The following is a 13,449-nucleotide window of genomic DNA, read 5'->3' on the forward strand; positions in this document are numbered from 1 at the left end:
TGCCAACGCGCAAATGGGGCGCCTTCGCGCCCGGCACCGGCGTCGGCGGCTCCGGCCTGCACTGGACCGGCGTGCTGATCCGCCCGACCACCACCGACATCAAGCTCAAGACCTACGCCGACCACGCCTACAAGCGCGGCATCCTCGATCCGGACATGCGCATCAAGGACTTCCCGTTCACCTGGGATGAGATCGAGCCGTTCTACGACAAGTTCGACAAGATCTGCGGCCTGTCCGGCACCACCGGCAACCTGAAGGGCGTGATCCAGCCGGGCGGCGATCCGTTCGAAGGTCCGCGTTCCAGCCCGTACCCGCTGCCGGCGCTGCACGACACCTACAATAGCTCGCTGTTCGCCGCCACCGCCAGGAAGATGGGCTACCACCCGTTCCCGAATCCATCGGCCAACGTGTCGCAGGCGTGGACCAACCCGTACGGCGCGCAGCTGGCGCCGTGCAACTACTGCGGCTACTGCTCCAAGTACCCGTGCCTGAACTACTCCAAGGCATCGCCGCAGACGGCGATCCTGGACGTGGTCAAGCGCATGCCGAACTTCAGCATGCGCACCAACGCCAACGTCATCCGCGTCGACCTGCACGACGACAAGAAGACCGCCAAGGGCGTCACCTACATCGACGAGAACAAGCGCGAAGTGTTCCAGCCGGCCGGCATCGTCATCCTGTCCAGCTTCCAGTTCGCCAACGTGCGCCTGATGCTGTTGTCGGGCATCGGCCAGGTGTACAACCCGCTGACCGAGACCGGCACCATCGGCCGCAACTACGCCTTCCTGAGCAACGGCGACGCCACCTTGTTCTTCAAGGACAAGCACTTCAACCCGTTCGCCACCGCCGGCGCCACCGGTGAAATGTTCAACGACATTTCGCCAGGCAATTTCGACGGCGCTTCGCTGGGCTTCATCGGCGGCGCCAAGATCCACAGCTCGCAGGCCACCGGCGCGCCGATCGGCACCTCGCTGCCGAAGGGCACGCCAGGCTGGGGCAAGGGCTGGAAGGAAGGCATGGTCGACTGGTATGGCCGCTCGATGAAAATCGGCATCACCACCACCTGCATGTCGTACCGCGGCCACCATCTGGACCTGGACCCGAACTACAAGGATCCATGGGGCCAGCCGCTGCTGCGCATGACCTTCGACTGGCGCCAGAACGAACTCAAGCTGCAACGCCACCTGCGCGACATCGTGCTCGGCATCGCCAAGGAACTGGGGCCGGATTCGATCAGCGAAAACTTCCTGGCGCTCGATTCGCACTGGGACATCACCAAGTACGTGTCGACCCACAACGTGGGCGGCGCCATCATGGGCGATTCGCCGCGCGACTCGGCGCTGAACCGCTACCTGCAATCGTGGGACGTGCACAACGTGTTCGTACCGGGCGGTAACGCCTTCCCGCAAAACTTCCAGGCCAATCCGACCGCAACCATCGGCGCCATCACGCTGTTCGCGGCCGAAGCGATCAAGAACCACTACCTGAAAAACCCTGGCCCGCTGGTGCACGTATGATGAACAAACTGACGCAATTCCTCACCACGGCCGTGCTGGCGCTGGCCGGCGCCGCCAATGTGGCGCACGCCGCAGCGGATCAAACGCTGATACAACGCGGCGAATACCTGGCGCGCGCCGGCGACTGCATCGCCTGCCACAGCGCGGCCGGCAAGCCGGCGTTTGCCGGCGGCCTGGCCATCGACAGCGGCCACGGCATCATCTATTCGAGCAACATCACGCCGGACAAGCAGCACGGCATCGGCGCCTACACCGAGCAGCAATTCGCCGACGCCGTACGCAAGGGCGTGCGCGCCGATGGCACGCACCTGTATCCGGCCATGCCGTACACCAGCTACGCCAAGGTCAGCGATGCCGACATCAAGGCCTTGTACGCGTTCTTCCAGGCGGGCGTGAAAGCGTCGAGCTTCGATCCGCCGGCCACCAAGATGAGCTTCCCGTTCAATATGCGCTGGGGCATGGGCGTGTGGAACTACTTCTTCGCCGACACCAAGCCGTTCGTGGCGCAAGCCGGCTGGAGCGACAAGGTCAAGCAGGGCGCATATCTGGTGGAAGGCCTGGGTCACTGCTCCAGCTGCCACACGCCGCGCGGCTTCGCCATGAACGAGAAAGCCAGCAACAGCGGGCAGGACAAGTTCCTGGCCGGTGGCGAGCTGAACGACTGGCCTGTGCCATCGCTGCGCGGCCTGCCGCGCTGGAGCGAAGCGCAGATCGTCGACTACCTGCAAACCGGCCGCAACCAGGGTTCGGCGGTGGCGGGCGAGATGACCGCCGTGGTCGAGCACAGCACCGCGCACTTGCAGGACGCCGATCTGCAAGCGGTGGCGGCCTACCTGAAGACGCTGACGCCGGTGCCGCCGCTCGGTCCTGCCGTCAAGCCGCAAGGCAAGGAAGAAACGGCGCGCAAGCTGACCGCCGCCGTCAACCTGAGCCTGGGCGAACGCCTGTACCTCGACAATTGCGCAGCCTGTCACTTTGTGAACGGCAAGGGCGCCAGCCGCGTGTTCCCCGAGCTGGATGGCGCGACCGTGATCAACGCCGACAATCCGACCGCGCTGGTGAACGTGATCCTGCACGGCGCGCGCACGCCATCGACCGACAAGGCGCCGTCGATCCTGGTGATGCCAGGCTTCTCGCGCCGCCTCAGCGACGCCGAAGCTGCCGCGCTGGCGACCTTCCTGCGCCAGGGCTGGACCAACAGCGCCGACAGCGTTTCCGAACGCGACGTCGCCAAGATCCGCGCCAAAGCGCATTAAGAAAACTCCGGGGTCAGGTCCTTCATTTCTACACGAGCTCAACCATGTAAGGTTGAGCTCGTGTAGAAATGAAGGACCTGACCCCGGGTTATTTAAGGCTGATGCGGGCCAGCAGCAGGAATAGCAGCGAGCCGAGCAGGTTGTAGACGTAGCCGTGCGCATACAGCAGGCCGGCCGCCGCCGAGCCGAGCGCGATGCCGGAGAAGACGAACGACGCGGTCAGCGCCAGCGCCACGCCGCGCAGTTCGCCCGACAGCTCGACGATGCGGCGCTGCTGCGATGGCCAGACGATGTCGGTGGCAAACGCCCAGAACAGCAGCGCCGTGAACAGCACCGCCATGTTGTGCGGACTGAACATCAACAGCAGCAGGTCGGCCGCCAGCAGCGCCATGCCGGCCAGCAGCATGGCGTTGGCGCTGTAGCGCCGCGCCGCCCGCACCACGAACAGGTTGCCCAGTACACCCGCCACGCCCAGCACCGCCAGCCCCGCCGACACCAGGTGCGCGCCGCCATGGAACACGTCGCGGATGATGGGGGCGATGAAGGCATACGTCGCATACACGCCGGCGGCGATGAAGAACACCACCAGGAACGCCGGCAGCAGTACGGCGTCGGTCAGCACGCGCCACAGCGTGACCAGCGTGATGGCCTGGCCGCCGGGCTGCGCCGGCACGGTGGCGCGGATCAGCAGCGCGGCGCCGGCCGCCGCCACGCCGATCAGCAGGAACAGCTGCCGCGCACCCCAGGCGGCAGCCACCCAGGCCGCCAGCGGCATGCCGACCAAGCCGGCCAGACTGAGGCCCAGCAGCACGGTGGCGATCGCGCTGCCCTGCTGCTTCTGCTCGACCAGGCCGGCCGCCAGTGCGCCCAGCACCGGGCCGATCAGCGCCGCGCCCAGTCCCATCACCACCCGCGCCGACAGCAGCGTGCCGTAACCCGGCGCCAGCGCGAACAGCAGCGCCGCCACACTGAACACCGACAGGCCGGCCAGCACCTGGCGCCGGCGCGGCAGATGCCCCAGCGCCACCTGCAACAGCGGCGCGCTGACCGCGAAGGTGACGCCGAACACGGTAATCAGCAACGCCGCCTGCGTTTCGCTCAGGCCCCATTCGCCGGCGATCGCCGCCAGGCTGCCCACCACCGACAGCGCGCCGGTGGCTTGCACGAAGTAGGCCAGGCTCAGCGAACGCAGCGCCAGCGCGGCCGGCCGTGAGATGGCGTCCATCGCTTAGTGACCGACAGGAATCGGGTTGTCGCGCATCTGCTGGTTGAAGCCGTTCACCAGCCCGTGCTCGCCCGAGCCGGGATTGTCGCGCAGCGCCTGGATGCCATCGACGTAGACTTCATCCTTGCCGGCGGCCAGGCCCTTCATGGTTTCTTCCACGAAGGCCGGCAACGGCATGGCGCGCTGGTCGCCGCTCTTGTAGATCAGGTCGGTGTCCACCCATGGCGGGGCGATTTCCACCACGCGCACGCCACTGTCGGCCAGCATGAAGCGCTGCGACAGCGCATACGAGTGGATCGCCGCCTTGGTGGCCGAGTACACCGCCGTGCTGGCCAGCGGGATGAAGGCCAGCACCGACGAATTGTGGATCACCACCGCGTCCTTTTGCTGCTTGAGGTGCGGCAGCAGCGCCGATGTCATGCGCACCGGGCCGAGGAAGTTGGTGGTGACGGTGGCCAGCGCGGTGGCGTCGTCGATGGCGCCGGCGGCGTCGTCGAACGGCATGATGCCGGCATTGTTGAACAGCACGTTCAGCGTCGGGAAGTCGCGCGTCAGCTGGGCGGCGGCCGCTTCGATCTGCGCCGGGTTCTGGATGTCGAGCTCGATGCTGCGCATGCCGGGATTGGCGGCGGTCACCTCGTCCAGCAGCGCCTTGCGGCGGCCGCTGATGATGACCTGATTGCCGAGACGGTGGAATGCTTCCGCGATGCCACGGCCGATGCCCGATGCGCCGCCGGTGATGAAGATCGTATTGCCGCTGGTTTTCATGATGTTGCCTTTCCGTTGAGTGAGTTGATGAAGACCATTCTGGACCTCATTGAAATGGCATGGGTGACGTAATTCACGCAATTCAGGACATCATTGAAACGTGGAAAATCTAAAAATATGGCTTAAAATGAGGTTTATCTTTATTTTTGGATGTCATCATGAGCAAGCGCATCGGGCTGGTGATCTACCCCGGTTTCCAGGCCCTGGACATGGCGGTGCTGACCGTCTTCGAGTTCGCCAACACGCTGCTGCCGGCGCCGCTGTACGAACTGGCCACGCTGTCGCTGACGGGCGGTCCGGTGAAAAGTTCCAGCGGCGTGGCGCTGGACAGCCAGCCGGTCGGCTGGGGCGGCTATGACACGCTGCTGGTGGCCGGCGCCACCCATCTGCCCGCGCCGCAGCCGGAACTGGCGGCCGCGCTGAGCGCGTCGGCCGGCGCCACGCGCCGCATCGCCAGCATCTGCACCGGCGCCTTCATCCTGGCCGGCGCTGGCCTGATGGAAGGCAAGCGCGTCACCACCCACTGGGCTTTCGGCCGCCGCCTGCAGGAGCTGCATCCCGGGCTGGCGGTGGATGAGGACAAGATTTTCGTCAAGGATGGCGCGGTGTGGTCGTCGGCCGGCGTTACCGCCTGCATCGACATGGCGCTGGCCATGGTCGAGGGCGACCTCGGCGTCGAGATCGCGCGCAAGGTGGCGCGCGCCATGGTGGTGTATCACCGCCGCACCGGCGGCCAGTCGCAGTTTTCCGCGCTGGCCGAGATCGAGCCCAGCTCGGACCGCGTGAAGGAAGCGCTGCTGTACGCGCGCGACAATCTGCGCAAGGAGCTCGGCGTCGAGGAACTGGCCGCGCAGGTGCACTGGAGTCCGCGCCATTTCAGCCGCATGTTCCAGGCCCAGACCGGCATGGCGCCGGCCAAGGCGATCGAGAAACTACGGGTGGAGGCGGCGCAGGAATTGATCGACCAGGGCCACTCCTCGGTGGCGCGCATCGCCGAGCTGACCGGCTTCGGCGACGAGGAGCGTTTGCGGCGCGCCTTCCTGCGCGCCTTCGGCCAGTCGCCCAAGATGCTGGTGCAGCAGGCGCGGCTGCGCAACGAGCACGTTTATTTGTCCTGAGCTGCCGGCTTGGCTTTGACCGGCGTCCGGCTGCGGATGGCGTTGAGCTGCTTGAGTTCCTTGTCACTGGCATTGGCCAGCAGCGCTTCGTGCGCCCTGCCCAGTTCGATGTAATGGGCCTGCTCCGGCGTCAGCGCCTGGCCGCGCAGCGCCCAACTGGTGAGCCAGCCGGTAGCCAGACAGCACAGCAGCACCAGCACCGTGTAGATGGCGATCCAGCTGCCGGTCTTGAATTGCAGCAGGTTCAGCGACAGGCTGGTCTTGCGCGCGGCGTCGGTGGCGTCGCCGATGCTGGCCACCATCTGCGCCACGGCCGCCTGCGTGGCGGTGGTGGCGGCCGCGCTGGCTTCGGCGGCGGCGCTGGTGGCGGCCTGTTGGGCTTCGGCGTTCAGCTGCACGGCATCGGCGATGCGACCGTCGATCTGGCTCAGGCCGGCGTTGGCCAGCCGCACCAGCTTGTCGCAGTTGGCGATCTGCCGCGTGACATTGGCCACTTCGCCATGAAAGCGTTCCACCTCGCGCGCGTGGGCGTCGAGCTTGTCGTTGAAGAGATCGAGTTCGGCTTGGTTCATGGCGTGGTCGGCAGGTGAACGAATGTGCCCATCATACCGGTTGCGACGAATAAGCAAAATCCTGCGCCTTGCGAGCATGTTCCGCCGTGTCCTCCTGGCGCATACTGCACACATCAATCAGGAGGACATCATGACCCAAGTGACCATTTATACCACCCCCGTCTGCGGCTACTGCACCATGGCCAAGCGGCTGCTGGCCGGCAAGGGCGTGGCCGTGACCGAAATCGACGCCGGCAGCGATCCGCAAGCCTTGCAGGAGATGATGGCGCGCAGCGGCCGCCGCACCGTGCCGCAGATTTTCTTCGGCACGCGCCACATCGGAGGCTATGACGATCTGGTCAAGCTGGACCGCTCAGGCGGCTTCGACGCCGCCCTGGCTGGCTAGCATCTGTGCCAGCGCCAGCGCCGCGCGGCTGGGCAAACGCTGGCGATGTTGCAGCAGTGAGAACGGACGCGGCGGCAGGTCGAGGTTGACCCGGCACAGCAGCCCGGCCTGGAGGTGCGGCGCCACCACCAGTTCCGACACCACCGTGGCGTAGGGGCCGGCCATGGCGGCGCTGCGCACCGCCTCGTTGGACGGCAGCGCCAGCGCCACCCGCAGCTGCGCCGGCGCGATGCCAAGCGCGGCCAGCCGCGTTTCAAACGCCGAGCGCGTGCCGGAGCCCGGTTCGCGCAAGATCCAGTCTGCCGCGCGCAACGCCTCCGCATCGACCGCGCGGCCGTCGGCCCACGGATGCGACGGCGCCACCACCGCCACCAGCCGGTCCTGCGCCACCACGGTAGCCGCCAGTTCCGGCGCCTCGACGCCATCTTCCACCAGTCCCAGATCGGCCAGGCCGTCGCGCACCGCCTGCGCCACGCTGCTGGTGTTGCCGATGGTGAGGCTGAGCGTGATCAGCGGATGGCGGCGGTGGAAGGCCAGCAGCAATGGCGGCAGCCAGTAGCTGGCGATGGTCTGGCTGGCGTGCACCGCCAGCGTGCCGCGTTGCAGGCCGGCCAGCTCGGCCAGCGCCAGTTCGGCGTTGCGCGCCGCTGCCAGCGTGGCGCGCGCCTCGGCCAGGAACAGGTGGCCGGCGTCGTTGAGCTGGATGCCGCGTCCGATGCGGTGGAACAGCGGCGTGTCGTAGCGTTCCTCCAGCGCACGCAGCGAGGCGCTGACCGCCGACGGCGTCAGCGCCAGGGCGTCGGCCGCGCGCGTCAGGTGTTCGCGTTCGGCGACGGCGATAAAGATGCGCAGCTGTTCCAGCGTCATGCGGTTTCCTTCAGGTGATGTGCAGAAAATGGATCAGGCCCAGGCTGATCGCCGACAGCACCAGCAGGGACATCACCACCACCATGGTAACCCGGCCGCCGGCGCGCAGCACGGAGCGGGCATCCACGCCCAGGCCCAGCGCCGCCATCGACATCACGGTCAGCGCGCTGGAGGCCGCATGTGCCGGCGCCAGCAGCGCTTGCGGCAGCAGGTCGAACGAGCGCAGCGCCATCAACGTCAGGAAGCCGACGATGAACCACGGCAGCAGATGCGACAGCTGCGGCCGGCGGCGCTGCACGGCCTCCTCGCGCGGGCCGAACAGCGACAGCAGCAGCACCACCGGTCCCAGCATCAGCACCCGCACCAGCTTGACCAGGGTGCCGACGTGGGCGCTGGTCAGCGACACCGCGCTGGTGGCGGCCAGCACCTGCGGCACGGCGTACACGGTCAGGCCGGCAAACACGCCGTATTGCGTGGCCGACAGCGACAGCAGGGGCATCGCCAGCGGCAGCGTCAGCACCACCAGCACGCCGAGCACGGCGGTGAAGGAAATCGAGGCGGCCACGTCCTGGCCGTCGGCGTCGATGACGGGCGCGACGGCGGCAATCGCCGAGTTGCCGCAGATGGAATTGCCGCAGGCGATCAGGATCGCCAGCTTGGCCGGCAACCCGCTCAGGCGGCCGATGGCGTAGCTGGCGCCGATCGCCAGCAGCACCACGCCGGCGATGCCGGCCAGCAGCAGCCAGCCGTTGGCCAGCAGTGCGCCGGCGCTGACCGAGGTGCCCAGCAGCAGCACCGCCAGTTCCAGCAGGGTCTTGGCGCTGAAGTGGATGCCGGCGTCCCAGCGCGGGTGCAGGCGCAGCAGCGTGCGCAGGGTGGTGCCAAGCAGGATTGCCAGCACCAGGCTTTCCAGCCAGGCGCGGCCAAACAGTGCGGCCTCGGCGCGTTCAAGGCCGGCGGCGACGACGGTCACCGCCGCGCACAGCAGCAGACCAGGCAGGATGTTGCGGACCATTTCATACTCCTTATTACATTTTCGAATAAGGAAAGTATGAAACCGTCTATGCTGTGCAGTCCATTGATATGTTCTGCACAGTTCGTTCGATGAAATCGAATGTTTAGCGCAAGGCCAGCTGGCGCTTGCCGGCCACGCGCACCTGGTCGTTGGTGCGGAACACGCTGATGGCCTGGTTCAGGCGCGTCGCTTCGTCCTGCATGCTCATCGCGGCAGCCGAGGCTTCCTCCACCATGGCCGCGTTCATGCGGGTGGCGTTGTCCATTTCGGCGATGGCCTGGTTGATGTTGTGCAGGCCGGCGCTCTGCTCGCGGGTGGCGGCGGTGATCTCGGTCATGATCTGCGCCACTTCCTTGATGGCGCCGACGATGTCGGTCATGGTGGCGCCGGCGTCGTCGACCAGCTTGCTGCCGGCGTTGACCTGGTCCACCGATGCGCCGATCAGCACGCTGATTTCCTTGGCCGCCGCCGCCGAGCGCTGGGCCAGGTTGCGCACTTCCGAGGCCACCACGGCGAAGCCGCGGCCCTGTTCGCCGGCGCGCGCCGCTTCCACCGCCGCGTTCAGCGCCAGGATGTTGGTCTGGAAGGCGATGCCGTCGATGATGGCGGTGATTTCCGAAATGCGCTGCGAACCCTGCTTGATCTCGGCCATGGTGGCCACCGCCTGGCCGACCACCGTGCCGCCCTTGCTGGCCAGCGTGCTGGCGCCCAGGGCCAGCTTGTTGGCCTGGCCGGCGTTGTCGGCGTTGTGTTCCACCGTCGAGGTCAGCTCTTCCATGGCGCTGGCGGTTTCCTCGATGCTGGCGGCCTGCGATTCGGTACGGCCCGACAGGTCGGCGTTGCCCTGGGCGATTTCGCCGGCGGCGCTGGTGATGGTGCCGGCGCTCTGCATGACGTCGCTGATCAGGCTGCGCAGCGCGGTGTTCATCTCGCCCAGCGCTTCCAGCAGCTGGCCGGCCTCGTCGTGCGAATCGCTGTGGACGTCGGCGGTCAGGTCGCCCTGGGCCACGCGGCGGGCGACGCCGATGGCGTAGTGCAGCGGGCCGACGATGCTGCTTTTCAGCGCCATGCCGCACACCACCACCACCAGGGCCAGCAGCACGGTCAGCGTCAGTTGCAGGCGCAGGCTCGTGGTGGCGGCCTGTTCGATCTCGGCGGCGCTCTGGTCGATCTGTTCGCGTTCGAACGCCACCAGCTCGCGCAGGCGCTGCTGGTAGATGTCGGCCGAGCCGATGAATTTATCGTTGAGCACGGCGCTGGCGGTGTCGTTGTCGCCGGCCGCCTTGGCCTTGGTGATGGCGGCCTTGTGCACGTTGTAGATGTCGCGCGCATCGCTGATGCCCTTGAGCAGCGCGGTTTCCTTGTCCGAGGTCAGCAGCACGCCGACTTTTTTCAGGATCTCGCCGGCCTCGGTGGTGCCCTTGTTGGAGTCGGCCGCGAAGAATTCGACCAGGCCGTTGTCGCTGCTGCGGGCGATGGCCAGCGTGCGGCGGGCGCCGGCGAAGATGATGCGGTACCAGTCGCTGACCAGGCGTTCCTTGGTCAGCGACATGTCCAGCAGTTCCTTGGTGGAGGCCCGCATCTTGCCGAGCTGCCACAGGCTGACGCCGGTAGTCAGGCTGGAGACCACCAGCACGATGCCGAAGACGAGGGTGATTTTTTTGCCGATGTTGGCGTTTTTCATGAAGTTCATGGGGTTCCTGGTGCGCGCGCGCGAATGTCCACAATCCTAACAAGGTTATCATTGTTTTTCCGTGTGGAAACACTACTAGTGGTAAAAGTTTTGTATCGGCATTGATACAATTTGTAATCTTCTTGATGGTTTCCTTGTGGAAATAATGTCGTAGCATCGACTGTTTTCCCTGTGATCATCCGGAGCCCTGCCATGAGTGATACCCGCGATCAGCATCCCCGGCGCGACTTCCTGTTGCGCTCCCTGGCCGCCGGCGCCAGCGCCGCCAGCCTTCCCCTTGCCAGCGCCACGGCCGCACCGTCGCCGACGCCCGTCGCCGCGCCGGCCGGCTATCTATGGCTGCGGCCCGACGAACAGGTGTTTGTCGAGGCGCTGGTCAACCACATGTGTCCGGCCGACGGCCTGACGCCGGACGGCGTCACGCTGGGGCTGGCCGTGTTCTACGACCGCGCGCTCGGCGGCAACTGGGGCCAGGGCGACCGGCTCTACCTGCAGGGACCGTTCAAGCAGGGCAGCGCCAACCAGGGCTACCAGCTCGGCATGACGCCGGCCCAACTGTTCCGCGCCGGCACCGAGGGCGTGGCCGACTATTGCCGCGCCACCCACGGCAAGCCGTTCGACCGCCTGCCGGCCGATGTGCGCGAAGCGCTGCTCAAGGATCTGCAGTCCGGCAAGGTGGCGCTGCCCAACGGCGTGCCGTCGGCCACGTATTTCGCCCAGCTGCTGCAGATGTTCTATGAAGCGATGTTTGCCGATCCGATTTACGGCGGCAACCAGGACAAGCAGGGCTGGAAGCTGGTCGGCTATCCCGGCGTGAACACGGCCAACAAGGTCAACATCGTCAAGTACGCCAACAAGCCCTACCGTCCCGAACCGGCAGGCATTGCCGACCTCAGCTAAGGAGCACGCATGAAGACTTACAAGGAAGTGGATGTGGTGCTGGTCGGCGGCGGCTGGACCGGCGGCATCCTGGGCAAGGAGTTTTCCGAAGCCGGCATGACGGTGGTGTGCCTGGAACGCGGTGGCCCGCACACGGCCGACGATTTCAGCGTGCCGCGCATGCGCGATGAGCTGGCCGTGGGCCAGCGCATGTCGATGATGGTCAACACCACCGACAACACCGAAACCGTGCGCAACAAGAGCGCCGAGACCGCGCTGCCGTACCGTCGCCTCGGCTCCTACCTGATGGGCACCGGCGTCGGCGGCGCCAGCACGCACTGGAACGGCCACACCTGGCGCTGGAACGACAACGATTTCCAGATCCGCAGCAAGTACGAGGCCAAGTACGGCAAGCAGTACATCCCGGCCGACATGACCATCCAGGACTGGGGCATCACCTACGCCGAGCTGGAGCCGTACTACGACAAGTTCGAGAAGGTGGCCGGCATCTCGGCCAAGGCCGGCAACGTGCAGGGCCGCAAGATCGTTGGCGGCAATGTGTTCGAGGCGCCGCGCCGCAACGAGTATCCGATGCCGCCGCTGGTGTACGGCTATGCCGGCGACCTGTTCGCCGAGGCGGCCGGCAAGATGGGCTACCACCCGTTCCCGCGTCCCACCGCCAACGCCTCGGTGCCGTACACCAATCCGGACGGCGTCAAGTTCGGCGAGTGCCAGTACTGCGGCCACTGCGAGCGCTTCGGCTGCGAAGCCAACGCCAAGGGCGGCGCGCAGATGACGGTGATTCCGGCGGCGCTGCGTCAGAGCACCTTCGAGCTGCGCACCTATGCGTGGGTGACCAGGGTCGAGCGCGACGCCTCCGGCAAGAAGGCCACCGGCGTCACCTATACCAACACCGTCACCGGCGAGGAATGCTTCCAGCCGGCCAAGCTGGTGGTGCTGTGCGCCTTCGGTCTGAACAATGTGCACCTGATGATGTTGTCGGGCATCGGCGAAATCTACGATCCGGTGTCGGGCAAGGGCCTGCTGGGCAAGAACTACTGTTACCAGACCGGCAGCGCGGCCATGCTGTTCTTCGAGGACAAGCACTTCCATCCGTACATGGCGACCGCCGGCATCGGCGCCATCATGGACGACTTCCACGGCAACTGGGATTTCGACCGCGCGCCGTTCGGCTTTGTCGGCGGCTCGACGGTGGGCACCGCCATGTACGGCGGCCGGCCGATCCAGTGGCATCCGACGCCGGCCGGCACGCCGGCCTGGGGCAGCGCCTGGAAGCAGGAAACCGCCAAGTGGTACGACCGCAGCATGAACATCACCGCCACCGGCACCGTAATGCCGTTCCGCGGCAATTACCTCGATCTGGATCCGACCTACCGCAACCGCTTCGGTTCGCCGCTGATGCGCATGACCTTTGACTACCAGGACAACGAGCGCAAGATTTCGGCGCACTCGGCCGACGTTATCAACCGCATCGCCGCCGCGCTCAATCCGACCCACCTGAGCAAGGCCAGCGCGCGCCAGTCGTGGAGCAGCGTGCCCTACCAGAGCACCCACAACACGGGCGGCACCATCATGGGCACCCATCCGGGCAATTCGGTGACCAACAAGTATGGGCAGGTGTGGCAGGTCGACAACCTGTTCATCATGGGCGCGTCGCTGTTCCCGCACAATTCGGCTTACAACCCCACCGGTCCGGTGGCGGCGATCGCCTACATGGCGGCCGACATCATCAAGAACGTCTACGTCAAGCAACCGGGGAAACTGATCCATGCGTAATCTACTGACCACCGGGCTGCTGTGTCTGGCTGCTGCCGGCGCCGGCGCCCAGGACCTGGGCAAGAAGACTTTCGAGCAGTGCGTGGCCTGCCACTCGCTGCAGGCCGGTGAGAACGGCGTCGGGCCGGCGCTGCACGGCCTGCTGGGCAGCACCGCCGGCACGGTCGAGGGCTTCCGTTTTTCCGGGCCGATGAAGCGCAGCGGCATCGTCTGGGATGAAAAGAACCTGGCCGAGTTCCTGCGCAATCCGCAGGCGCTGGTGCCCAACACCCGCATGCCGTTTTCCGGCCTCACCGACGAGGCCGCGCTGAAGGCGCTGGTGGGCTACCTGGTCACGGCGACCAAGTAGCCCTTGCG

The 13,449-nt window shown here is 66.3% G+C and carries 13 protein-coding genes; 7 read left to right on the forward strand and 6 right to left on the reverse strand.

Features of this window, described 5'->3' with window-relative positions:
* The first annotated feature begins 407 nt into the window (after positions 1 to 407).
* Together GJ698_RS31500 and GJ698_RS10395 are read left to right on the forward strand one after the other, a co-directional pair.
* The gene (locus tag GJ698_RS31500) at positions 408 to 1,517 is read left to right on the forward strand and encodes a GMC family oxidoreductase (protein ID WP_443090114.1); all 1,110 of its coding nucleotides are present in this window, start codon (positions 408 to 410) and stop codon (positions 1,515 to 1,517) included.
* On the forward strand, positions 1,514 to 2,773 hold the full coding sequence (locus tag GJ698_RS10395; RefSeq protein WP_229259921.1) for a c-type cytochrome: 1,260 nt from the start codon (positions 1,514 to 1,516) through the stop codon (positions 2,771 to 2,773). Before GJ698_RS31500 ends, GJ698_RS10395 begins: the two co-directional genes overlap by 4 nt.
* Before the next feature lie 88 nt (positions 2,774 to 2,861).
* Here the strand turns inward: GJ698_RS10395 and GJ698_RS10400 are convergent, their stop codons facing one another.
* Positions 2,862 to 3,998 (reverse strand): MFS transporter, encoded by a 1,137-nt coding sequence (locus tag GJ698_RS10400; protein ID WP_154357538.1) that lies wholly within the window; start codon positions 3,996 to 3,998, stop codon positions 2,862 to 2,864.
* Between the two features lie 3 nt (positions 3,999 to 4,001).
* The gene (locus GJ698_RS10405) at positions 4,002 to 4,766 is read right to left on the reverse strand and encodes an SDR family oxidoreductase (protein ID WP_154357539.1); all 765 of its coding nucleotides are present in this window, start codon (positions 4,764 to 4,766) and stop codon (positions 4,002 to 4,004) included.
* 158 nt (positions 4,767 to 4,924) lie between these two features.
* Between GJ698_RS10405 and GJ698_RS10410 the strand changes: the two genes are divergently transcribed.
* Positions 4,925 to 5,884 carry a GlxA family transcriptional regulator gene (locus GJ698_RS10410; RefSeq protein ID WP_154357540.1) on the forward strand — a complete coding sequence of 320 codons (960 nt, stop codon included), beginning with the start codon at positions 4,925 to 4,927 and terminating at the stop codon, positions 5,882 to 5,884.
* Here GJ698_RS10410 and GJ698_RS10415 read toward each other — a convergent pair.
* Positions 5,872 to 6,456, reverse strand: coding sequence for a hypothetical protein (locus GJ698_RS10415; protein ID WP_154357541.1), 585 nt, complete (start codon positions 6,454 to 6,456; stop codon positions 5,872 to 5,874). The genes GJ698_RS10410 and GJ698_RS10415 overlap by 13 nt on opposite strands.
* Positions 6,457 to 6,586: 130 nt before the next feature.
* Between GJ698_RS10415 and grxC the strand changes: the two genes are divergently transcribed.
* A complete protein-coding gene (gene grxC, locus GJ698_RS10420) occupies positions 6,587 to 6,841 on the forward strand; it encodes a glutaredoxin 3 (protein ID WP_154357542.1) in 255 nt (84 codons plus the stop codon).
* Here grxC and GJ698_RS10425 read toward each other — a convergent pair.
* The 3 genes from GJ698_RS10425 to GJ698_RS31265 all read right to left on the reverse strand — a co-directional run bounded on the left by GJ698_RS10425 (position 6,809) and on the right by GJ698_RS31265 (position 10,416).
* The gene (locus tag GJ698_RS10425; RefSeq protein WP_154357543.1) at positions 6,809 to 7,708 is read right to left on the reverse strand and encodes a LysR family transcriptional regulator; all 900 of its coding nucleotides are present in this window, start codon (positions 7,706 to 7,708) and stop codon (positions 6,809 to 6,811) included. The two genes, grxC and GJ698_RS10425, sit on opposite strands and share 33 nt — an antisense overlap.
* Before the next feature lie 10 nt (positions 7,709 to 7,718).
* Positions 7,719 to 8,723, reverse strand: a complete 1,005-nt coding sequence (locus tag GJ698_RS10430; RefSeq protein ID WP_154357544.1) for a YeiH family protein — start codon at positions 8,721 to 8,723, stop codon at positions 7,719 to 7,721.
* Positions 8,724 to 8,826: 103 nt separating this feature from the next.
* Positions 8,827 to 10,416, reverse strand: coding sequence for a methyl-accepting chemotaxis protein (locus tag GJ698_RS31265; protein WP_154357545.1), 1,590 nt, complete (start codon positions 10,414 to 10,416; stop codon positions 8,827 to 8,829).
* 192 nt (positions 10,417 to 10,608) lie between these two features.
* Between GJ698_RS31265 and GJ698_RS10440 the strand changes: the two genes are divergently transcribed.
* Genes GJ698_RS10440 through GJ698_RS10450 form a run of 3 tightly spaced genes read left to right on the forward strand, consistent with a single transcriptional unit; the run spans position 10,609 to position 13,441 of the window.
* Complete coding sequence (locus GJ698_RS10440) at positions 10,609 to 11,316, forward strand: gluconate 2-dehydrogenase subunit 3 family protein (RefSeq protein ID WP_154357546.1); 708 nt, start codon at positions 10,609 to 10,611, stop codon at positions 11,314 to 11,316.
* Positions 11,317 to 11,325: 9 nt separating this feature from the next.
* Complete coding sequence (locus GJ698_RS10445; RefSeq protein WP_154357547.1) at positions 11,326 to 13,092, forward strand: GMC family oxidoreductase; 1,767 nt, start codon at positions 11,326 to 11,328, stop codon at positions 13,090 to 13,092.
* Complete coding sequence (locus GJ698_RS10450; RefSeq protein WP_154357548.1) at positions 13,085 to 13,441, forward strand: c-type cytochrome; 357 nt, start codon at positions 13,085 to 13,087, stop codon at positions 13,439 to 13,441. Before GJ698_RS10445 ends, GJ698_RS10450 begins: the two co-directional genes overlap by 8 nt.
* Positions 13,442 to 13,449 lie beyond the last annotated feature (8 nt).

Source organism: Duganella aquatilis (assembly GCF_009674565.1).
In the GTDB taxonomy this organism is placed as follows: Bacteria; Pseudomonadota; Gammaproteobacteria; order Burkholderiales; family Burkholderiaceae_D; genus Rugamonas; species Rugamonas aquatilis.

Excerpts from the sequence above, each read along its gene's own strand:
- GJ698_RS10425 (WP_154357543.1), bottom strand. The coding sequence starts at position 7,708 with ATGACGCTGGAACAGCTGCGCATCTTTATCGCCGTCGCCGAACGCGAA.
- GJ698_RS31265 (WP_154357545.1), bottom strand. The coding sequence starts at position 10,416 with ATGAACTTCATGAAAAACGCCAACATCGGCAAAAAAATCACCCTCGTC.
- GJ698_RS10440 (WP_154357546.1), top strand. The coding sequence starts at position 10,609 with ATGAGTGATACCCGCGATCAGCATCCCCGGCGCGACTTCCTGTTGCGC.
- GJ698_RS10410 (WP_154357540.1), top strand. The coding sequence starts at position 4,925 with ATGAGCAAGCGCATCGGGCTGGTGATCTACCCCGGTTTCCAGGCCCTG.
- GJ698_RS10395 (WP_229259921.1), top strand. The coding sequence starts at position 1,514 with ATGATGAACAAACTGACGCAATTCCTCACCACGGCCGTGCTGGCGCTG.
- GJ698_RS10450 (WP_154357548.1), top strand. The coding sequence starts at position 13,085 with ATGCGTAATCTACTGACCACCGGGCTGCTGTGTCTGGCTGCTGCCGGC.
- GJ698_RS10400 (WP_154357538.1), bottom strand. The coding sequence starts at position 3,998 with ATGGACGCCATCTCACGGCCGGCCGCGCTGGCGCTGCGTTCGCTGAGC.
- GJ698_RS10430 (WP_154357544.1), bottom strand. The coding sequence starts at position 8,723 with ATGGTCCGCAACATCCTGCCTGGTCTGCTGCTGTGCGCGGCGGTGACC.
- GJ698_RS10415 (WP_154357541.1), bottom strand. The coding sequence starts at position 6,456 with ATGAACCAAGCCGAACTCGATCTCTTCAACGACAAGCTCGACGCCCAC.
- GJ698_RS10405 (WP_154357539.1), bottom strand. The coding sequence starts at position 4,766 with ATGAAAACCAGCGGCAATACGATCTTCATCACCGGCGGCGCATCGGGC.
- GJ698_RS10445 (WP_154357547.1), top strand. The coding sequence starts at position 11,326 with ATGAAGACTTACAAGGAAGTGGATGTGGTGCTGGTCGGCGGCGGCTGG.
- grxC (WP_154357542.1), top strand. The coding sequence starts at position 6,587 with ATGACCCAAGTGACCATTTATACCACCCCCGTCTGCGGCTACTGCACC.